The 19,583-nt window shown below is 58.3% G+C and carries 17 protein-coding genes and 1 tRNA gene; 4 read left to right on the top strand and 14 right to left on the bottom strand.

The features are described 5' to 3' along the window. The first annotated feature begins 48 nt into the window (after positions 1-48). The 4 genes from GOX21_RS10010 (at position 49) to GOX21_RS09995 (ending at position 5,055) form a co-directional block, all read left to right on the top strand. Positions 49-123, top strand: a tRNA-Gly gene (locus tag GOX21_RS10010). Positions 124-251: 128 nt separating this feature from the next. Further along, complete coding sequence (locus GOX21_RS10005) at positions 252-2,072, top strand: ABC transporter transmembrane domain-containing protein (RefSeq protein ID WP_170374352.1); 1,821 nt, start codon at positions 252-254, stop codon at positions 2,070-2,072. Positions 2,073-2,229: 157 nt separating this feature from the next. Beyond that, positions 2,230-4,119 (top strand): acyl-CoA synthetase, encoded by a 1,890-nt coding sequence (locus GOX21_RS10000; protein WP_170374354.1) that lies wholly within the window; start codon positions 2,230-2,232, stop codon positions 4,117-4,119. 12 nt (positions 4,120-4,131) lie between these two features. Beyond that, positions 4,132-5,055, top strand: coding sequence for an alpha/beta hydrolase (locus GOX21_RS09995; RefSeq protein WP_170347924.1), 924 nt, complete (start codon positions 4,132-4,134; stop codon positions 5,053-5,055). Positions 5,056-5,059: 4 nt separating this feature from the next. On the opposite strand, the gene GOX21_RS09990 is transcribed toward GOX21_RS09995, so the two are convergent. The 14 genes from GOX21_RS09990 to GOX21_RS09925 all read right to left on the bottom strand — a co-directional run bounded on the left by GOX21_RS09990 (position 5,060) and on the right by GOX21_RS09925 (position 19,502). Next, positions 5,060-5,896 carry an alkaline phosphatase family protein gene (locus GOX21_RS09990; protein ID WP_170374356.1) on the bottom strand — a complete coding sequence of 279 codons (837 nt, stop codon included), beginning with the start codon at positions 5,894-5,896 and terminating at the stop codon, positions 5,060-5,062. 150 nt (positions 5,897-6,046) lie between these two features. After that, on the bottom strand, positions 6,047-7,684 hold the full coding sequence (locus tag GOX21_RS09985) for an ABC transporter ATP-binding protein (protein WP_170347926.1): 1,638 nt from the start codon (positions 7,682-7,684) through the stop codon (positions 6,047-6,049). Then, the gene (locus tag GOX21_RS09980; RefSeq protein WP_170347927.1) at positions 7,681-8,496 is read right to left on the bottom strand and encodes an ABC transporter permease; all 816 of its coding nucleotides are present in this window, start codon (positions 8,494-8,496) and stop codon (positions 7,681-7,683) included. The genes GOX21_RS09985 and GOX21_RS09980 overlap by 4 nt, the downstream gene beginning before the upstream one ends. After that, positions 8,493-9,449 carry an ABC transporter permease gene (locus GOX21_RS09975; RefSeq protein ID WP_170347928.1) on the bottom strand — a complete coding sequence of 319 codons (957 nt, stop codon included), beginning with the start codon at positions 9,447-9,449 and terminating at the stop codon, positions 8,493-8,495. Before GOX21_RS09975 ends, GOX21_RS09980 begins: the two co-directional genes overlap by 4 nt. Before the next feature lie 15 nt (positions 9,450-9,464). Then, positions 9,465-11,051, bottom strand: coding sequence for an ABC transporter substrate-binding protein (locus GOX21_RS09970; RefSeq protein WP_170360434.1), 1,587 nt, complete (start codon positions 11,049-11,051; stop codon positions 9,465-9,467). 259 nt (positions 11,052-11,310) lie between these two features. Next, positions 11,311-11,712: a hypothetical protein gene (locus tag GOX21_RS09965; RefSeq protein WP_170374358.1), complete on the bottom strand. Its 402-nt coding sequence runs from the start codon at positions 11,710-11,712 to the stop codon at positions 11,311-11,313. A 51-nt stretch (positions 11,713-11,763) separates the two neighbouring features. Beyond that, the gene (locus GOX21_RS09960; protein WP_170347931.1) at positions 11,764-12,867 is read right to left on the bottom strand and encodes a glycerate kinase type-2 family protein; all 1,104 of its coding nucleotides are present in this window, start codon (positions 12,865-12,867) and stop codon (positions 11,764-11,766) included. After that, the gene (gene dtd, locus GOX21_RS09955; RefSeq protein WP_170347932.1) at positions 12,867-13,304 is read right to left on the bottom strand and encodes a D-aminoacyl-tRNA deacylase; all 438 of its coding nucleotides are present in this window, start codon (positions 13,302-13,304) and stop codon (positions 12,867-12,869) included. The genes GOX21_RS09960 and dtd overlap by 1 nt, the downstream gene beginning before the upstream one ends. 25 nt (positions 13,305-13,329) lie before the next feature. Beyond that, the gene (locus GOX21_RS09950; protein WP_170374360.1) at positions 13,330-13,998 is read right to left on the bottom strand and encodes a nitroreductase; all 669 of its coding nucleotides are present in this window, start codon (positions 13,996-13,998) and stop codon (positions 13,330-13,332) included. Between the two features lie 103 nt (positions 13,999-14,101). After that, complete coding sequence (locus GOX21_RS09945) at positions 14,102-15,190, bottom strand: TFIIB-type zinc finger domain-containing protein (RefSeq protein ID WP_170374362.1); 1,089 nt, start codon at positions 15,188-15,190, stop codon at positions 14,102-14,104. 35 nt (positions 15,191-15,225) lie between these two features. Continuing rightward, positions 15,226-16,374, bottom strand: a complete 1,149-nt coding sequence (locus tag GOX21_RS09940; RefSeq protein ID WP_170360424.1) for an SPFH domain-containing protein — start codon at positions 16,372-16,374, stop codon at positions 15,226-15,228. Positions 16,375-16,396: 22 nt separating this feature from the next. Further along, on the bottom strand, positions 16,397-17,323 hold the full coding sequence (locus tag GOX21_RS09935) for a DUF2927 domain-containing protein (protein WP_170349340.1): 927 nt from the start codon (positions 17,321-17,323) through the stop codon (positions 16,397-16,399). A 43-nt stretch (positions 17,324-17,366) separates the two neighbouring features. Beyond that, entirely contained in the window at positions 17,367-18,557 is a 1,191-nt protein-coding gene (locus GOX21_RS09930; protein WP_170347936.1) for a toxic anion resistance protein, read from the bottom strand. Between the two features lie 30 nt (positions 18,558-18,587). Continuing rightward, positions 18,588-19,502, bottom strand: coding sequence for a 5-bromo-4-chloroindolyl phosphate hydrolysis family protein (locus tag GOX21_RS09925; RefSeq protein ID WP_170374364.1), 915 nt, complete (start codon positions 19,500-19,502; stop codon positions 18,588-18,590). Positions 19,503-19,583: the final 81 nt, after the last annotated feature.

The following is a 19,583-nucleotide window of genomic DNA, read 5'->3' as shown; positions in this document are numbered from 1 at the left end:
AGGGCGCTTGACGACACCAGACGCATCCCTTAAACCGACCTGCGCTGAGCGGGCGTCGTATACTGGCTATTACCTCAGCCTTCCAAGCTGATGAAGCGGGTTCGATTCCCGCCGCCCGCTCCAAATCAGCCCCGAAATTCTGCGTCAAATGGCCCTTACAGGCCGTGAATTGGTGACGCGCTGCTTGACCCCGCCGTCTGCTGCCGCCAAGAAGCGACCACCTGATTGCGAATTTTAACTAAGGGCCACGCATGGCAAAAACCGCCCCAGCCAGTCCAGCACAACAACCCGCACCCGGCGCCAGTGAAGAGCGCGCCCGGTCCAAGAAAATTGGCGTTCTGGCGTCGTTGTGGCCCTTCATGCGGCCCTATCGGATGTTGATGGCCGGGGCGACACTGGCGTTGGTGCTGACGGCAAGCATGACCCTTGCGCTGCCACTGGCCGTGCGCCGTGTGGTTGACAATTTCCGCATCGAAGATGGTGAGTTGTTAGAGTGGTACTTTCTGGCCGCGCTGGGCATCGCCGGGGTTCTGGCCGTGGGCACCGGCCTGCGCTATGCGCTGGTGACCCGGCTGGGCGAACGGGTGGTCGCCGATATCCGCGAGGCGGTGTTCGACCGCGTCATCGGAATGAGCCCCGAATTCTACGAACGTATCATGACCGGCGAGGTCCTGAGCCGGATAACCACCGACACGACGCTGATCCAGTCAGTGCTTGGCTCGTCTGTGTCCATCGCGCTGCGCAACATGTTGTTGTTCTTCGGCGGGCTGGTGTTGATGCTGCTGACATCGGCCAAGCTGACAGGTTTGGTTTTGTTGTTGATCCCGGTGGTGGTGGTGCCGATTTTGGTGCTGGGACGCCGCCTGCGGGTGATCAGCCGCGAAAATCAGGACTGGATCGCAGCCTCGTCCGGTAATGCAGGTGAGGCGCTGAGCGCGGTGCAAACCGTGCAAGCCTTTACTCATGAACAGGCCAGCCGCAAGCAATTCGCGGATATGACGGAAACGTCCTATGTCGTTTCGCTGCGGCGTATTCAGACGCGCGCGGTTCTGACCGTTATCGTCATCTTTTTGGTTTTTTCGGGCATTGTCGGCGTGTTGTGGATGGGCGCAAATGATGTCCGCAATGGCGTGATGACCGAAGGCGTACTGATCCAGTTCGTGATCTATTCGATTATCATGGCGGGTTCTGTGGCGGCCTTGTCTGAAATCTGGAGTGAATTGCAGCGCGCCGCAGGCGCAACTGAACGACTGGTGGAATTGCTGAATGCACAGGACACCGTCACCGATCCGTCCAATCCCAAGACGCTGCCATTACCGGTTCGGGGTGAGATCCGCTTTGACGATGTGACCTTCCGCTATCCGTCACGCCCCGATGTTGTCACGCTGGAACATCTGTCATTGCAGGTTAACCCCGGCGAGACGGTTGCATTTGTCGGCCCCTCGGGGGCGGGGAAGACAACCGTCATCCAGATGATCCAGCGGTTTTATGATCCGGTCTCGGGGCAGGTCAGTCTGGATGGCGTCGATCTGCGTGACATCGACCGGGCCGAGTTCCGCCGCCACATGGCGCTGGTGCCTCAGGACCCGATCATCTTTGCCTCTTCGGCGCGTGAAAACATCCGGTTTGGTCGTCTGGACGCCACCGATGCCGAGGTTGAGGCCGCCGCCCGGGCCGCCGCCGCACACGATTTCATTTCGGCCTTGCCCGAAGGTTACGACAGTTTCGTTGGTGAACGGGGTGTGATGCTGTCTGGCGGGCAAAAGCAACGTATCGCCATCGCTCGTGCGATCCTGCGGGACGCGCCGGTACTGCTGTTGGACGAGGCGACCTCGGCACTGGATGCCGAAAGCGAGCGTGCGGTTCAAGGCGCTGTCGATCAGATGCGCGCCGGGCGCACCACGTTGATCGTGGCGCACCGGCTGGCGACGGTGAAAAAGGCTGACCGGATCGTGGTGATGGAGGCCGGCCGTATCGTGGCGCAGGGCACCCATGACGATCTGGTGGCACAGGACGGCCTGTATGCCAGATTGGCGCGTCTGCAGTTCACCGACGGCATGGCGGCAGAATAAAGTGACGCTGGGGCAGGGCAATTCGCTCCGCAGCGTAATTCTACCTCTTTCCGGGCTTCACAGCTAAGCCCTTTCTTGATCATGCACGGTTTTGCTTCCATCTTGGCGGTGGATACAAAACCCGTGCCGGACACGGGAGAGATAAGGGAGGAGTCATATGGCCTTTGTGGGTTTGGAAGACAAGGCAAGGATGGAGCAGGAAATGCCGTGGGAGGACCGCGATGTTCCGGTCACCTTCCATCAGTTGTTGTCGCGCACGGCAAGCAAGTTCCCCAACAGCAATGCGATCAGTTTTCAGCTTTTGTCCGGGCCGACCGACAAGGCCGAAACGCTGACCTGGTCCGAGCTGCTGGGTAAGGTCAACCAGGCCGCCAACCTGTTCCGCTCGCTCGGGATCGGTGAAAAGGATGTGGTGGCCTACGTGCTGCCCAACAGTAACGAGACGCTGATCACCATGATGGGTGGCGCGGTTGCAGGGATCGTGAACCCTATAAACCCGTTGCTGGAGCCCGAGCAGATAGCCGCGATCCTGCGCGAAACCGGCGCCAAGGTGGTGGTTACGCTGAAATCCTTCCCCAAGGCCGATGTGGCGCAAAAGGTCGAAGAGGCCGTGCGCCATGCGCCCAACGTCAAAACCATTCTTGAGATCGACCTCAACCGCTATTTGACGCCACCGAAATCCTGGCTGGTTCCGCTCCTGCGTCCCAAGATGGGCGACAAGGAACATCTTGCGCATGCGGATTATAAGAGCTTCAACAAGGAACTGGCCAAACAGCCTACTACGCTGACCTTCGAGGACAGCACCGAAGATCGTGTCGCCTGCTATTTCCACACCGGCGGAACCACCGGTATGCCCAAGGTGGCGCAGCATAAATACTCGGGCCTGATCTACAACGGCTGGCTTGGAAACACGCTGTTGTTCTCGGACGAAGACGTGATCATGTGCCCATTGCCCATGTTCCATGTCTTTGCTGTGCATGTGATCGTGATGGCCGCGGTGTCGTCGGGCGCGCATGTGGTCTTCCCGACCCCTGCCGGGTATCGGGGCGATGGCGTGTTTGATAACTTCTGGAAGTTGATCGAGCGCTGGAAGGTCAGTTTCATCATCACCGTCCCCACCGCGATTGCCGCCAAGATGCAACGCCCGGTGGATGCCGATATCTCAAGCGTGAAAACAGCCTTCTCGGGTTCGGCCCCGCTGCCGGTCGAACTGTTCCGCCGGTTCGAAGAAGCGACGGGCGTGACCATCGTCGAAGGCTATGGACTGACCGAGGCAACCTGTCTGGTGTCGTGCAACCCGGTGGATGGCGAAAAGAAAATCGGATCGATCGGGATTCCATTCCCCTATACGGATGTGAAAATCCTGCGGGACGGGCCGGACGGCCCCAAGGAATGCGGCGCGGATGAGATCGGCGAAATCTGTATCTCGAATCCCGGCGTCTATGCGGGCAACACCTATACCGAGGCGGACAAGAACGTTGATCTGTACCATTTCGACAAGTACCTGCGCACAGGCGATCTGGGTCGGTTTGACGAGGATGGCTATCTGTGGATCACCGGCCGCGCCAAGGACCTGATTATTCGCGGCGGCCACAATATCGACCCAGCCGAAATCGAAGAGGCTTTGCTGGGCCACGACGCCGTTGCCTTCGCCGGCGCTATTGGTCAACCCGACGCGCACTCGGGCGAGGTGCCCTGCGCCTTTGTCGAACTGGTCGACGGGGCCAGTGTGACCGAGAACGAATTGATGGATTACTGCGGTGTGCATGTCCACGAACGTGCGGCAAGACCCAAGCATATGACCATTCTGGACGAGTTGCCGAAAACCGCCGTGGGCAAGGTCTTCAAACCCGAACTACGCAAGCGGGCAATCACCCGCATCTATAATGGCGCGCTGGAAGAGGCCGGGCTGGACGCGCGCGTCGTATCCGTGCTTGACGACAAAAAGCGCGGGCTTGTCGCGCAGCTTGACGCGAACGGCTGCTCGGACGACGATGTCGGTAAGGTGCTGGGAACGTTTACCCGGCCATGGGAATGGACTGCCTGACCGGGAGGGACAATGGATTATGAACGTCTGATTGATGAAGAGACTTGGGCGTTCATTAGACGAACGGCTGAAAGCTATCCTGATGACGCTGTCGACCTTTCGATCGAAGATCAGCGCCGCGTCTACAACAAGATGTGTCAGGACTTTCGCCAACCCCGGCCTGCAGGTCTGGATGTGCAGGACAGGTCCGCCAATGGCGTGCCTGTCCGGGTTTACACCGCCGGAGATCCGACCCGAACCGTCGTCTATTTTCATGGCGGCGGTTTCGTCGTTGGTGGGCTGGATAGCCATGATGACGTTTGTGCTGAGATTTGCGTTCAGACCGGGTATCGGGTTGTTGCCGTAGACTATCGCCTGTGCCCCGAACATGTGCACCCGGCACAGTTTCAGGATAGCTGGACCGCAACGAATTGGGTGGTGCAGCAATACGGCGACCCGTTGATTTTGGCCGGTGACAGCGCGGGTGGCAATCTGGCCGCCGCGGTGGCGCAGCACGCACGGGGGCGGCTTGATGGAGTGCTGGGGCAGGTCCTAATTTATCCCGGTCTGGGCGGGGACACATCCACAGGGTCATATATCGAGCACGCCCAGGCACCGCTTTTGACGCTGGAAGAAATCCGGTTCTACGAAAAAGTGCGCTGTGGCGGACCTGCGCCGCAGAACGATCCCACGTTTGCGCCGCTGCAGGATCAAGATTTCTCGGGCCTGCCGCCTACTGTGGTGGTCACCGCCGATTGCGATCCGTTGCGCGACGATGGCCTGGCCTATTGCACTAAGATCACCGAAGCGGGCGGGAGGGCGCATTGGGTGAATGAGCCCGGCCTAGTGCACGGGTACCTGCGGGCGCGCACCTCAGTGAAACGCGCTGCAGACAGTTTTGAACGGATATCAGTTGCGATCGAGGCGCTGGGCCAGCAGATCTGGCCCTACGATTGATCCGTTACTTCAGGAAAGGCTTGGCTTTCATCGTCTCGGCGATCGGTGCGCCCATGCGGTTCAGGATCGTGGGTGCCAGTTGCAGCTGGTCGATCACCGCATCAGCCTCGGGGCCTTCGGCATCGCCGAAATAATACAATGCAGTTTCCTGCTGAAGCGGGCTGCGCCCGCCATGATGGCCACGTTCGTCCTGACCGTGATCGGCGGTCACGATGACCTCATACCCCAGTTGCCGCCAGCGCGGGATGAAAGGGGCCAGCATTTCGTCCATGACAAAACAGGCGTGGTCCATTTCCTCGCAGTCGTGATGAAACCGGTGACCCATACTGTCCAGCGTGCAAGTGTGCAGGACGCCGTAATCCAGCCCAAAGCGCAGGCACAGATTGGTCAGAGTGCCAAACAGATCAACGTCCGACGGCGTCATCTGGTTCACTTTGCTGTAGCCGGTCATCGAGTGGAACCGGCCATGGTTGATCGTTTTGCTCTCGGGCTCGTCATATTCGACGTCACGGACATAATCGAACGGGTGACGGTTGAAGAATTGCGACCAAAAGCTGTGGGTCACCGCCCCGGTCACACCGCCTGCTTCGCGGACCTGGCTGAAGACGTCCTTGTGGCTTAGGCGGAAGACGTTGCCGTTGCCGGTACAACCATGTTCCTGCGGCGTGACGCCGGTGTGGATCGAGGCATAGCAACTTGCCGAGATCGATGGCAGCACCGCGCGATGCTTCCAAACCTGCGCCTCGCCACTGTCGACCCACCCTTCCAGGTTGCCGAACAGGCGGCGAAAATTGCGCCACGGAACACCGTCTAGAATGATGAGGAGGAGTTTTCGGTCCATTCCCTGACCCTTTCTTAAAGTCCCTCAGGCGACCCTAGGGGATTCGTTGCATATGGGCTGCCTGTTCCCGCCCCCAATAGCAAAATCCCGACACCTGTCATCAGACAAAGCGCCGGGATTTTCAGTTTTTTCAACCTGTCGCGAACCGGGTCAGTTCCCCGCACTCTCCATCTTGCGATGGGCGACAACCTCTTCCAGCCAACCCAGATGCATCTCGGGCACCGAGCTGAGCAGCAGGTCGGTATAATCGTCGAACGGTGGGCTCAGCACCTGGCTTTTGGGACCATAGCGGACCACGCGGCCCTGATACATCACCGCGATGCTGTCGCTGATCGCTCGAACCGTCGCCAGATCGTGGGTGATGAACAGATAGGCCACGTCCTCGATCTTTTGCAGGTCAAGCAACAGCTTGAGGATGCCGTCCGCCACAAGTGGATCAAGCGCCGAGGTGACCTCATCACAGATGATCATCTTGGGCTTGGCTGCCAGCGACCGCGCGATACAGACACGCTGTTTCTGACCACCGGACAGCTCGGCCGGATAGCGATCCATGAACTTTTCGCCCAGCTCGATCTCATCCAGCAGTTCGATGATCCGCTTGCGCTTTTCCGCGCCGCGCATGTTGAAGTAGAACTCCAAGGGACGCCCGATGATCGTGCCGACGGTCTGGCGTGGGTTCATCGCCACGTCAGCCATCTGATAGATCATCTGCAACTCGCGCAGGTCTTCGCGGGTACGGCCTTTCAGATCGCCACTGAGCTTGCGACCGGCAAAGGTGATCTCACCATCGCGCGGCGGCAGCAGGCCGGTGATTACTCGCGCCAGCGTGGACTTGCCCGAACCGGATTCGCCCACAACAGCCAGCGTTTGCCCCGGATGAAGCTCGACATTTACGTTGTGCAGCACATCGAAATTCAACCCTTTGTAGCGCGCGGTGATGCCGTCAACGCTCAGCACGGGATCTGGTGTGGGTTTCTTTTCTTCGTGCTCGATCGAGCGGACTGAGACCAGAGCCTGCGTATACTCTTCCTGCGGGTTGTTGATGATCTGGTCGGTATTGCCATATTCGACTGTATTGCCCATCCGCAGCACCATGATGTCATCACTTACCTGCGCCACGACCGCAAGGTCATGGGTGATGTAAAGCGCGGCAACGCCGGTGTCTGCAATGGCCTCTTTAATGGCCATCAGAACGTCGATCTGAGTCGTCACGTCCAGCGCGGTGGTGGGTTCATCGAACACCACCAGATCAGGTTCGGGGCATAGCGCCAGCGCCGTCATGCAGCGCTGCAGCTGACCGCCCGAGACCTGGTGCGGATAGCGATCACCAATGTTATCCGGATCGGGCAGACCCAGCTTGGCGAACAGTTCCCGGGCGCGGCCTTCGGCCTCTTTACGGCTGAACTTTTTCTGTTCGACCGCGGCTTCAACCACCTGATCCATGATCTTTTTAGCGGGATTGAAGGAGGCTGCGGCGGATTGGGACACATATGTGACTTCACCCCCGCGTAGCTTGCGGATATCGCCATGGGATGTCTTGAGGATATCGCGCCCGTTGACCCAAACCTCACCACCGGTGATTTCCACGCCACCCCGGCCATAAGCCATCGAGGCCAGGCCGATGGTCGATTTACCGGCACCGGATTCGCCAATTAGCCCCAGCACCTTGCCAGGCGCGAGGTCAAAGCTGACCCCGTGCACGATTTCGATGTCATGGGGTTTTTCACCCGGCGGGTAGACGGTCGCGCCGATTTTGAGGTCGCGGACCTTGAGAAGGGCTTCTGTCATCCCCGGCCTCCTTTCAGCGATGTGGTACGGTTCAGGACCCAGTCAGCCACAAGGTTGACCGAGATCGCCAGCGTTGCGATAGCGACAGCAGGATAAAGCGCTGCGCCGATGCCATAGACGATGCCATCCTTGTTTTCCTTCACGATGCCGCCCCAGTCCGCCAGCGGCGGCTGAACGCCCAGACCCAGGAACGACAGGGTCGAGACAAACAGAACCATGAAGATGAACCGCAGGCCCAGTTCCGCAACCAGCGGCGACAGGGCGTTGGGCAGGATTTCACGGAAGATGACCCAGACCTGGCCCTCACCACGTAGGCGCGCGGCCTCGACATAGTCCATGACCGCAATATCCACGGCAACGGCGCGGGCCAGACGATAGACACGGGTGGCGTCCAACAGGCCCATGACAAGGATCAGAACCGGGATTGTCACCGGCACCATGGCCAGAACAACCAGCGCAAAGATCAGTGTCGGGATCGACATGATCAAATCCACCGCGCGCGACATGACCTGATCGGCCCAACCACCCAGCACCGCGGCCAGGAAACCAAGGATGGACCCGGTCACGAAGCTAAGGATCGTGGCCGCCGTGGCGATAAAGATCGTCGTGCGCCCGCCATAGATCATCCGGCTAAGAAGATCGCGGCCAATGTTGTCGGTACCCAGCCAGAATTGCGAGCTGGACGGCTCCCATACATCTCCCACGACCTCTGCCATGCCATAAGGAGCCAGCAGAGGGGCGAGGAGGGCGATGATGAAGTACAGGGCTGTAAAGGCCAGCCCGATCATTGCAGAGATAGGGATGTTCTTCATTTCGGATGCCTCAGCCTTGGGTTGGCCAGAATGGCAACAATGTCTGCAATCATGTTCAGTCCGATATAGATCGCGGCAAAGATGACGCCGCAGGCCAGAACCACCGGAACGTCACGCTTGGTCACGTGGTCCACAAGGTACTGCCCCATTCCGGGATAGACGAACACCACCTCAACCACGACGACGCCGACGACCAGATAGGCCAGGTTCAGCATCACCACGTTGACGATGGGCGCGACGGCGTTCGGGAAGGCGTGGCGATAGATAACTTGAAAATTGCTCAGACCCTTTAGCTCTGCGGTTTCGACGTATGCAGACTGCATCACGTTCAGGATCGCGGCGCGGGTCATGCGCATCATATGCGCCAGAACCACGAGCGTCAGAACGATAACGGGCAGAGCGATCGAATTCAGCTTTTGCCAAAAGGACATGCTGTCATTGATCATCGCCAGGGGCGAGAACATGCCCAGCTTAACGGCAACGAAATAGACCAGCACGTAACCGATCAGAAACTCGGGGATCGAGATGGTTGTGAGTGTAACCGCTGAAATCAGCTTGTCCGGCCAGCGGTTGCGATAACGTACGGCCAGCAGGCCCAGAAAGATGGCCAGCGGAACCGATACAACGGCGGCCCAGAAGGCCAGAAACAGCGTGTTGCCCAGACGACTGCCAATAGAGTCAGCAATATCCAGTTTATTGGTCAGGGATTGACCAAGATCACCCTGAACAATGCCGCCCAACCATTCGAAATAACGGGTCAGGGCGGGCCGGTTGAGGCCCATTTCCTCGCGCAGGTTTGCCAGCGCCTCGGGGGTTGCAGCTTGGCCTAGGACCGCTTGCGCAGCGTCCCCAGGAAGGGCTTCGGTGAGGCCGAATATCAGAGCCGATGCACCGAAGAGAAGCAGGAATCCCAGCGCAAGGCGCTGGGAAACCAATTTAATGATAGGATGCATTATCCGTGGGCCCTATCAGGAGAACCACATCTTGCGCGACATGTTGCCATTCATCATCTCTTGGGTCGGATCGTTTTCCCAACCTTCCAGCTGATTAGTGACGCCTTCGACAAAGTCATTGAACATTGGGCAGATCAGGCCGCCTTGGTCACGGACCATCATGCCCATCTTGCTGTAGATGTCCTTGCGTTTGTCGTTGTCCAACTCAGCGCGCGCTGCAAACAACATCTCGTCGAATTCTGGAACCTTGAAACGGGTATCGTTCCAATCAGCACTAGACAGATAAGCGGTTGAGTACATCTGATCCTGCACCGGACGACCGCCCCAGTAGGAAGCACAGAAGGGCTGCACGTTCCAGACTTCGGACCAGTAGCCATCGTTGGGCTCGCGCTTGATTTCCAGTGGGATACCGGCCTGTGCTGCTGTTTGCTGGAACAGGGCCGCAGCATCCACGGCACCTGGGAAGGCGCCATCTGCAACGCGCAGGACGATCGGCGAACCGTCATGGCCCGACTTCTTGTAGTGCTCAGCCGCTTTCTCAAGGCTGAACTCGCGCTGAGGAATTGACCCATCAAACAGCGGGTATGCTGCGTTAACAGGCATATCGTTGCCAACTGTGCCGTACCCGCGCAGAACCTTGTCGACCAAGTCCTGACGGTCAATGGCGTGTTTCAGTGCCAGACGTAGTTCGTTGTTGTCGAACGGCGCGGTGTCGCAGTGCATGATGAACACATAGTGCCCGCGTCCCGCCGTCGAATGCACGGTCAAATTCGGTGCACGACCCAGCAAGTCAGCAACCTTCGGCTCAACGCGGTTGATCGCGTGAACTTGCCCACCTTGGAGAGCAGCCGTTCTGGCGGTCGCATCGTTGATGACAATTACTTCGACGCTGTCGAAATTTCCGAAGTCGGGATTCCAGTGGTTTTCAAACTTCGTGTACAGGTGACGTACACCGGGCTCATCCACTTCTACCTTGTATGGTCCAGTGCCGATACCCGCACCTGGGTTCTCCATACCGCCGTCTGGCTGAATGATCAGGTGATAGTCGGCCATTAGATAGGGAAGGTCGGCGTTGGGTTCTGTCAGGGTGACTTGGAAGTTATCGCCATCGGCCTTCATCGACTCGATGCCTTTCATGATGCCCAGAGCACCGGACTTCGAATCTTCGTTTGAGTGGCGCTCCATGGTCTTCAGCACGTCTTCACTGGTCATGGTCTTGCCGTTGTGGAATTCGACGCCCTGACGCAGTTTGAAGGTCCAGACCTTGGCATCCGCGCTGCCTTCTACGCTTTCTGCCAGACGAGGTTCGATCGAACCGTCGGGTGCAACCTCTACCAGCTGGTCACCAAATTGCTTGCCGTTCTGGAATGGCACCGAGCTTGCATAGGTTGCTGGGTCAAGCGAGTTGGTGGATTCACCGCCCTGAAGACCGAACTTCAGATCACCGCCTTTTTTCGGGCCTGCCGCACGCGCGGCATCTGCAAACATGGTGCTTGCCATCGCTGCGGTGACACCCAGAGCCGCCGCTTTCCCCATGAATTCGCGGCGGGTCAGCTTGCCCGCTGTGACCTGCTTGGTCATGTGAGTGAGTTGTTCGTTCATTCAAAGATCTCCCAGTTGATTGGATTACTAGCCCTTTGCGGGCTTTTTATTGACGCATGAGTCAAAGTAGGCGCATTTCGGTCAGCCGAGCAAGGGTAAATGTCTGACTCAATCCGGCGAATGATTTATATTTGATCGCGTGAATTGGTATCCTCCACCTGCTTTGTTGATAGCAAGCATTCACCATCAAAGGCATTCATTTCTGCCAAAGGGTAGAATGTCGTTTCTTCTTCCTGCAATTCGCAAGACGTCCCTTTTCTCAAATCGATACCAATCCGACTGATTTCCTGCCTGCGGCGGTATTATTCATGGCTTTGATTGCCCCGAACCTTTCCCAGACCGAGCAGCGCCACCTATTGTTGCCTAGCGCTTGGCGGGTGTAAACTTTTCTTATCAGGTCTTCACTGCTGTCATTGCCGCGCATATCCAAACGAATGTGACCACAGCCGTGTTTCGCGAACTGCAAAGGGGCCAGCGTATCCCATATCGAGACGCCGTCGCGTTTCTCAAAAAGCAGAATGCCAAAAATGGCGGGGGCAGAGGTTTTCAGAGCATGCGAGGGGCGAGACACGCGGGCCGACCGGCGACAATCATCGCGCACACTAGTGCCTACGTTGGAAAGGTCTTGCATGTTGTGTAGCGCGTTTGAGGGCGGCGTCATTCAGATATTGTCCGGGTGTTTTATAACCCGGGCAGTCCGAAAACCGTCAAATCATGTGCGGATCGCGACAAGCAAGTCCATCACGTTTGTTCCGGTCGGACCCGTCACCAGCAAGGCGCCAACGCGATCCAGATAGCTGCCGCTGTCTGCCTGTTGTAACGCCAACTCGGCGCCGTCGCCCCAAGTGGTGCCGTCGACGACAGCTCCGGCGGCTTGCGTCGGCCCGTCTGTGCCGTCGGTGCCGCCGACTACCACCGTGATTCCGTCGTACCCTGCAATCTCGCGCGCGAGTGCCAGTGCCAGCGCCTGATTGCGCCCGCCGCGCCCCGGATTGTCGGGTAGTACGACGGTTGGTTCACCGCCGAAGATCAATGCCCCTTTGGGCATGGTGCGGATACGTTCGCCAAGCGCTTCGGCAATTTTCAGGAAATCATCGTGCAGGCATTCTTCGTTGGCGTGTACCGGGATGCCGTCGTCTTTTGCCAATTCAGCAGCGGCTGCGCGGGCGTGGGCGTTTGAGGCCACGATCTGAGTCGTCGCCGCAAAGTCAACCTTACCCGGCAGCGCTCCGATGCCAGACCCGACAACATTCAGATCATCGCCCGGTACATCCGAAATCGCCAGAACGGTCGCCCTGTCGCCCTGGAAATGGGATAGCAATCCGCCCCCTTTGATCCGCGACAGCTTGCGCCGTTCCGCATTCATCGTGGTGATGTCCAGCCCTTCGGACAGCAGTTTTTTGTTCAGCTGTTCCAGATCATCCAATGTCTTACCCGGCAGCAAATCCTCGGCCAGCGAGGATGCCCCGCCCGAAACCAGCAACAACAGATGCGAGCCCGGCTTCATTACCTCAACCGCCTCGCGCAATGCCTGACCACCCTGAAGGCTGCGCGCGTCCGGAACGGGGTGCGAGGCTTCGATCACAGTCACATAATCCGGCAGATCACGCCCGTGGTCATCCTTGGTGACAACCAGTGTTGGGCGCGGGCCGAAATGCTCAAGGGCCGCACGAGCCATGGACGCGGCGGGTTTGCCGACCGCCAATATGTGATCGGGTTCGGGGACGTCCTGCAAAACCTTGGTGGTTGCTACGTGGCCACCCACAGCATCGACTCCGGCCTGCCAGATGCGAATTGCCTGTTCTTTCCTGTCCATCAGCTTTCCATCCAAATCGTGACGGGCCCGTCATTGACCAGTTCCACGGCCATATCAGCACCGAATTGTCCGGTCTCTACCGGCACACCATGCCCCTGCAACCGCTGGGCAAAGACCTCATACAAATGTTTGCCGACATCCGGTGCGGCGGCTTCGGAAAATCCCGGCCTGTTCCCGCGAGAGGTATCGGCCGCCAGCGTGAACTGGCTGATCACCAGCGCGGACCCTTCGATATCTTTCACGGACCGGTTCATTTTCCCGGCGTCATCCTTGAAGATGCGCAGCTTGGAGACCTTGGCGGCAAGCTGATCTGCCTTGGCTTCATCGTCGCCTTGCATGGCACAGATCAAAATCATCAACCCCGGTCCGGTCTGACCGATCACCTGACCGTCGACCGAGACGTTGGCACGTGAAACTCGTTGTAGAACAGCGCGCAAAATTGTTCTCCGCTTGGTGTGCTTGTCATCCGACCCAGTTTACGATCTCACTGAGATCGGCGCGGTCGGTGCGAAAGCCGTTGGCGGGATGATCTGTATCCGCATAGCCAAAGGAAATCGCGCATAAAATCAACCGGTCTTCCGGGATATCGAAGTACCTACGCAGGAACGGGCTGTAGGTGGCAAGTGCGGCCTGCGGGATTGTGGCGATGCCAAGCGCCTGCGCGGTCAGTGAAAATGCGGTGATGAACCCGCCGCAATCCAGCGCGCCATAAGTGCCAAGCTCGACCGGGCTTGTGACGATGGCGCAATGGGGTGCCCCGAACAGAGAGAAATTCTGCATCATCTGCCGAGCCGAAGCAGTGCGGTCACCGCGCTCAACCCCGACAGCCTCGTACAAAGCCCAACCACAGGTTCGACGGCGATCTTGGTATACACCGGAATAAGAGGTTGGAAAGGGAATGTCGGGGCAGGGGGTGCCGGTTGCGGCCTCGGCCTGTATTGCCGTGCGAAACCGGTCTGTTTCTGCGCCGCTGGTGATAGTGACGTGCCAGGGTTGAGCGTTGCACCAGCTAGGCACACGCGCGGCGCTGTTCAGGATTTGTTTGATTTGATCCTTGGGCACCGGATCGGGGCGAAAGGCCCGGCAGGAATACCGCGAGGCCAGCAACCGGTTCAGATCGGATAGTGTCACTCTGGCCTCTCCCCTTAGGCGTCGACGCCGTGGAGGATGGCGTCACGCAGCGGGAAGTTCAAGCGCTAACATCGACTGATTTATTGGCTTGCCGACAGCTCTATCATTGTTGGCCGGTTGCCATCAGATACCCGACGCCTGCCGCTACAAGCAGGCCCAGTACAACGGCAATGGTGATCTTTTTGGCGGACCAGGGGCGCTCTCCCTGAACGCGGCCCGTGCGTCCGTTCACGACGAACCGATAGGTCTGCCCACGGTATTTGTAGGCCGCCATCCAGACCGGCAGCAGGATATGCTTGAAGGTCACGTTTCGCACATCGGTGTCAATCGCGTGTATCCGCTGACGGTCGCCACCGATATCAAAGCGCACGTCGCGTTCGATCACCCGCGCCATGTACCCGCGGGCTTCGGTGTAACCCTCCTGTAGTTCCACGGTGTAGGCCTCGGCCCGGAAGCCGGCCAAATATTCTGGCTGATAAGGTTCCAACGCCGGCAGGTCCCAGGGCTCCAATGCGTCGGTATAGCTTTTGGGCAAAGACTGTGATGCCAGCACCAACACGTCGTCAAAGAATCGCGCGACCCGCCCGGATTTCGGAGACCACCGCACCTTGGGCACTTGCTGTTGTACGCGCTTTCCGTCGCGCATGACGGTGCGGGTCTCGTAATAAACAACGCCCCGCTCACCGCGATAGTTGGATGTGGTGTCCGCATCAAAGGTCCAATACGGCACATAGATTCCCTGCATTTTACGACCTTTTCGGGCATATTCTTTCAACCCGTTGGGCGCGAACCAGAGCCGTCCCAGCCAATCCCCCATCGCCTTGTGCGCCGTGCGTTCATCCAGCGCAAAGGGCAGCACACCGCGCGGTTTGATATGCCGGTTGACGCCGGTATCCGTTACTACGGGTGTCGCGCAGAACGGGCATTCGGCGGCATGGGTGGCGGGGTCGAACTCGACCTGAGCCGCGCAATTGGGGCAGGACAGAACACGCGTTTCCTCGATCTCGCTGTCCGGAAGCTGTTCCGCGATGGCGGCGTTGAAATCCAGTTCTTTCAAACTGGCACCGCCCCAGGGGCCTGCGCCAATCGCTTCGGAATGCCCGCAATGGTCACAGGTCAGGCTGCCATCGCCGGGGTTGAATCGGTAGTCAGAGCCGCATTGCTCGCAGGGAAATCTGTGTTCTTCGTTCATCGTGTAGCCTTATTCTTACGCCGGTGACTGGCGCATTAGGCTCCAGGCGGTGGCGGCGGCAGTATGGTGAACAGCTGCGCCAGTTCCTGCACGTCTCCGGCCTTTTTCCAACCGTCCTGACCGGCGGTCCAGACATGGGTGTCGCGGGTGATCTCTCCGTCCGTTGCCATACGTCCCATCTTGGCTTTTGAGAACGGCCCACTGGTTTGCCCGTCCACCGCGATATGCCACACATGTTCGACCGGAGGTGGAGGTGGCGGTGCGGCATGTGCTGCCGGTTGCGGTGCAGCGGGGGCGGAACTGCCCCACGGGCCGCTGGGTTGACCCGCTGCCATATTCGACATCTGTTGCGCCATGGCCATTCCCATACCCATGCCAAGCCCGGCGCCCATGCCGCCGCCTTGACCGGGGTTGTTGGCCGCGGCTGTCATCGCCTCGGCTGCTGAATATTGGGTAAACTTACCCAGATCGCCCGCCAACCCCATCGAAGTGCGCTTATCCAATGCCGCCTCAACTGCAGGCGGAAGTGAGATATTTTCAATGTAGAATTCCGGCATCTCCAGACCGTAGCCATCCAGCACTGGGGAAACCTCGGCTGCAATCAGCTTGCCCAGATCGGCGGTGTTTGCGGCCATGTCCAGAACCGGAATGCCTGATCCGGCGATCACTCGGCTGAATTCCTGCACGATGATGTTGCGGATCTGAAAGCTGATCTCATCCATCGTGAATTCACCGTCGGTGCCAACGATCTCGATCAGGAACTTCGCGGCATCCTTTACCCGTACTGTATAAGTACCAAAAGCCCGGATGCGCGTCGGGCCGAATTCGGGATCCCGCAGCATGATCGGGTTCTTGGTGCCCCATTTCAGGTCATTGAACCGGGTCGTATTGACGAAATAGATCTCGGACTTGAAGGGCGACTGAAAGCCATGATCCCAGTGCTGCAAGGTCGTCATGATCGGCATATTGTTGGTTTCAAGCATATAGAGACCCGGCGTGAACACATCCGCCAACTGCCCTTCATGCACGAACACGGCGGCTTGACCTTCGCGCACCGTCAGCTTAGCGCCGTACTTGATTTCATGGCCCTCACGCTCGAACCGCCAGACCATCGTATCTCGGGTGTCGTCGACCCAGTGAATGACATCAATAAATTCTCCGGTCAGAAAATCGAAAATACCCATTTGGGGTCTCCTTTCCTTGGGCTCAGAGCTGCTGGCCCATCAATTCGCGTGCAATGATCCGCACCACGGGGCGGGCGTCATCCGCCGTCACCCCGGGCTGAAGGCGCGGGTCGTAAAGCATGGTCAGTAGTTTTTCGTCATGGCTGGTCAGCAGCGCAAACTCATCATCGTCGTTGAAAATCGAAGGCCGCGCTGCGGGGCTGTCGTTTGGAAGGCCAAGTCCCTGCGCTATTTCTTCGTGGATGCAACTCAACCGCAGCAGATTGGGTAGTTCTGCACGTATGTAAGCTACGGCACGGATTACGGTATTGGTGTCTTCTTGGCCGGAAAACGTAAAGACAAAACAATAAAACGGCCGGTCCAGCGTCCTCAGCAAATTCAACCTGTCATCAGGGATACCCGGAACAAGTGATTTTAATCTATCCTGAGCGTAAGCCACGTCGTCCTGACCTGCTATGAAAACAAGAAAGTTCCCGTCACCATTTACACTTCGAACGTTGTGCCCGGTCGCTTTTTGCAGCCGTTTGGCATAGTTTTGAATGGTTTGCCGATCAGCTTCGCGGCTTTCCATAGAAACGCTCGGACCAAACTCAGTCCTGATGCGGATCGGGCTCTTCCAGCGATTTAACTTAATCTCGCTCGGGCCGCTGACAAATGCGGCGGATTTGCCGGAGTGTTCGTTGATGAAAGCAATTTTGCCAAAATTGCGAGCTAAATCATCAGCGTCATACGGTGTGTCTGGGCCTCCTCCGTCTGTTCGCAGCAAACCGCGGGTCAGCAGATCTCGCTCGACCCGCTGATAGAACCGGGCCAGGTCCTGACTGGCAGCGGATGGGGGGACATAGGCATTGGCGGCAGGCGCCAGTGCCTCTGGGCGCGGTTGCGGAACGACAGAGGATGTCAGCGTTTCATCGCAATTGGCCAGAGCCAATAGCAATAGAAAGCCCATGACCGGCTTCAGATATCCCGAAAACCGCACCCTTCGCCCGCCGTCAGCCCGGTACTGCCGTACCGGCATTGTCGCCAATACCATCCTTGCGGGCTTTGGCCGCGGCCAGCGTATCGCGCAGTTCTGCCTCCATCTTCTGAAGCTCTTGCTCAGCGGCGGCACGCTTGGCCTTGCCCTCGTCGGCAATGGCCAGACTTTCATTGATGGTGCCGATCAGGTCGGCATTGGCTTGTTTGACCGCTTCGATATCGAACACGCCGCGTTCCATTTCCTCGCGGATCATCTTGTTCGATTCACGCAAGTTCGCAGCATTCGAAGTCAGCAATTCGTTGGTCAGGTCATTTGCATCGCGCACGGCCGAGGCGGCCTCGGCGCTGCGTTGGATGGTCACGGCTTGGGCCAGCTGGGTTTCCCACAGTGGTACAGTATTAACCAGCGTCGAGTTGATCTTGGTCACCAACGACTTGTCGTTCTCCTGAACCAACCGGATCGAGGGCAACGATTGCATTGTCACCTGCCGCGTCAGTTTCAAGTCATGCACGCGGCGTTCCAGATCGTCCCGCGCAGCGCGCATGTCGCGCAGCTCCTGCGCTTTCATCACTTGTTGATCCTCGGGCGCAGCCTGAACCTCAGCCTCTTTTTCAGGGATATCCTGGCTGTCCAGTTCAGTCAGCTTTTCCTCGCCCGCCGCGATATAAAGCGCCAGCTCATCGTAAAACCCAAGGGTCTTTTCATACAGCAAGTCCAGTGACTTGATATCTTTCAACAGCGTGTGTTCATGACCCAGCAAGTCGTCAGTGATCCTGTCGATCTGGCTCTGAACTTCTTCGTATTGTGCGGTAAACTTGGCGAAGGGCGCAGCTTTGCCGATCAGCTTTTCCCACCAGCTGCGTTCACGGCGCACATCCAGTTCACTAACCGAAAAGCCCCGGATCGAGGTGACGATATCGCGCAGGCTGTCACCAGCGGGCCCCACATCCTTGTTGCGCACATCTGCCAGCATGGCCTGGCTGATTTCCTGCAATTCTGCCTGAGCGGACGAACCGAATGATACGATCGAATTCGTGTTGCTCATATCCAGCTCGTCCATGCGTTTGCGGATTTCAGCGCCGACAGGGTCGTCTGCGTCTTCCAGCGAGATGACTTCGGCCGTGGGTTCAGGCAACGCAACGGCGGTCACTTCCTGTACCAGCGTTTCTGCTTCGACCGCCTTGTTCTTGATCTCATCGGACATGGGGTAATCCTTTCTCAAAAAATGGGCCGGTTAGTCCAACCGGACGCCTTCGCGCTGCAGCCGTTCGCGCAACACGTCAATTTCGACCGTCAGATCACTACGGTCATCCAATAACATCTTGCGGGTGCGGGCAGCGAAATTCTGTTCCAGATCGTCCAGCAGGGACGAATAGTCAGCCAATGCCTGCGCATCCCGTGTGCGGGCATAGACATCGGCAAATTTCACCGTCGCATCACGGGCACCCTCTAGGTAGACGGTCAGGTATTTGCGGGCACCGGCCAGATCGCGTGGGTCTTCTTCGACCGTGCGAAACAGATCGCGGGCGGTGTCCTGAAACCGTTCGACGCGCGCCTCGATCCGGCGGTCGCCCGCACGTTTGATGGCGTCGGTCATCTCGGTCAGATGGGTTTCGGCATCTTCAACCACACGGGCCACGCGGTCTTGCTGAAAGGTATCGATCCCTTCCATGCCCTTGTCTTTCATCGGGTCCAGACCGAAGGACACGGAATGCAGGACCGTTGCCACCACCCCGAACAGGATCGGGGCCAGCAGGCCGGCCTGAGCAGCAGTTTCGGCATCCAGGTATTCCGTCCGGTACGCGGCCACAGCGACACCAATACCGGTCAACACGCTAGCGAAAATCTTGCGTGGAAAGGCCGGGCGTCGCGCGGTGCGACGTGTGTTAAATTCGGCCTCGGCGCGCAACCCTTCGCGCAACAGAAAGGCAGCGGCGGTCAGCAGGCCAGCGGCGACCAGCCCAATCGTCATCCCGACTGCACCATCGTTCAGCGACAGAAACACCAGGGGAATGGCAGGCAGAAACAGGATATTGGCCCGCGCACCTGCCGGTTCGACGCGCGCGCCATGAAATTGCCCGCGCTGCGGTTGGTCGTCGTCAGAGCTGCCGCCTTCGGGGCTGAATTTTCCGCCATACCGCTTAGCCATGCGCTACAGGCCCCCCAGCACGCCGGTGCAAACACCAAACATCAGTACAAGAAGGGCCGCATAGGCCAGTTTTTGCACTCC

Source organism: Ruegeria atlantica, from assembly GCF_013032005.1.
Classification (GTDB): Bacteria; Pseudomonadota; Alphaproteobacteria; order Rhodobacterales; family Rhodobacteraceae; genus Ruegeria; species Ruegeria atlantica_A.
The sequence above is the reverse complement of the archived record's forward strand: the minus strand, read 5'-3'. Positions and strand labels throughout refer to the sequence as shown.

Coding starts and splice junctions, on each gene's coding strand:
- GOX21_RS10005 (WP_170374352.1), top strand. CDS start 252: ATGGCAAAAACCGCCCCAGCCAGTCCAGCACAACAACCCGCACCCGGC.
- GOX21_RS10000 (WP_170374354.1), top strand. CDS start 2,230: ATGGCCTTTGTGGGTTTGGAAGACAAGGCAAGGATGGAGCAGGAAATG.
- GOX21_RS09995 (WP_170347924.1), top strand. CDS start 4,132: ATGGATTATGAACGTCTGATTGATGAAGAGACTTGGGCGTTCATTAGA.
- GOX21_RS09990 (WP_170374356.1), bottom strand. CDS start 5,896: ATGGACCGAAAACTCCTCCTCATCATTCTAGACGGTGTTCCGTGGCGC.
- GOX21_RS09985 (WP_170347926.1), bottom strand. CDS start 7,684: ATGACAGAAGCCCTTCTCAAGGTCCGCGACCTCAAAATCGGCGCGACC.
- GOX21_RS09980 (WP_170347927.1), bottom strand. CDS start 8,496: ATGAAGAACATCCCTATCTCTGCAATGATCGGGCTGGCCTTTACAGCC.
- GOX21_RS09975 (WP_170347928.1), bottom strand. CDS start 9,449: ATGCATCCTATCATTAAATTGGTTTCCCAGCGCCTTGCGCTGGGATTC.
- GOX21_RS09970 (WP_170360434.1), bottom strand. CDS start 11,051: ATGAACGAACAACTCACTCACATGACCAAGCAGGTCACAGCGGGCAAG.
- GOX21_RS09965 (WP_170374358.1), bottom strand. CDS start 11,712: ATGACGCCGCCCTCAAACGCGCTACACAACATGCAAGACCTTTCCAAC.
- GOX21_RS09960 (WP_170347931.1), bottom strand. CDS start 12,867: ATGGACAGGAAAGAACAGGCAATTCGCATCTGGCAGGCCGGAGTCGAT.
- GOX21_RS09945 (WP_170374362.1), bottom strand. CDS start 15,190: ATGAACGAAGAACACAGATTTCCCTGCGAGCAATGCGGCTCTGACTAC.
- GOX21_RS09940 (WP_170360424.1), bottom strand. CDS start 16,374: ATGGGTATTTTCGATTTTCTGACCGGAGAATTTATTGATGTCATTCAC.
- GOX21_RS09935 (WP_170349340.1), bottom strand. CDS start 17,323: ATGGGCTTTCTATTGCTATTGGCTCTGGCCAATTGCGATGAAACGCTG.
- GOX21_RS09930 (WP_170347936.1), bottom strand. CDS start 18,557: ATGTCCGATGAGATCAAGAACAAGGCGGTCGAAGCAGAAACGCTGGTA.
- GOX21_RS09925 (WP_170374364.1), bottom strand. CDS start 19,502: ATGGCTAAGCGGTATGGCGGAAAATTCAGCCCCGAAGGCGGCAGCTCT.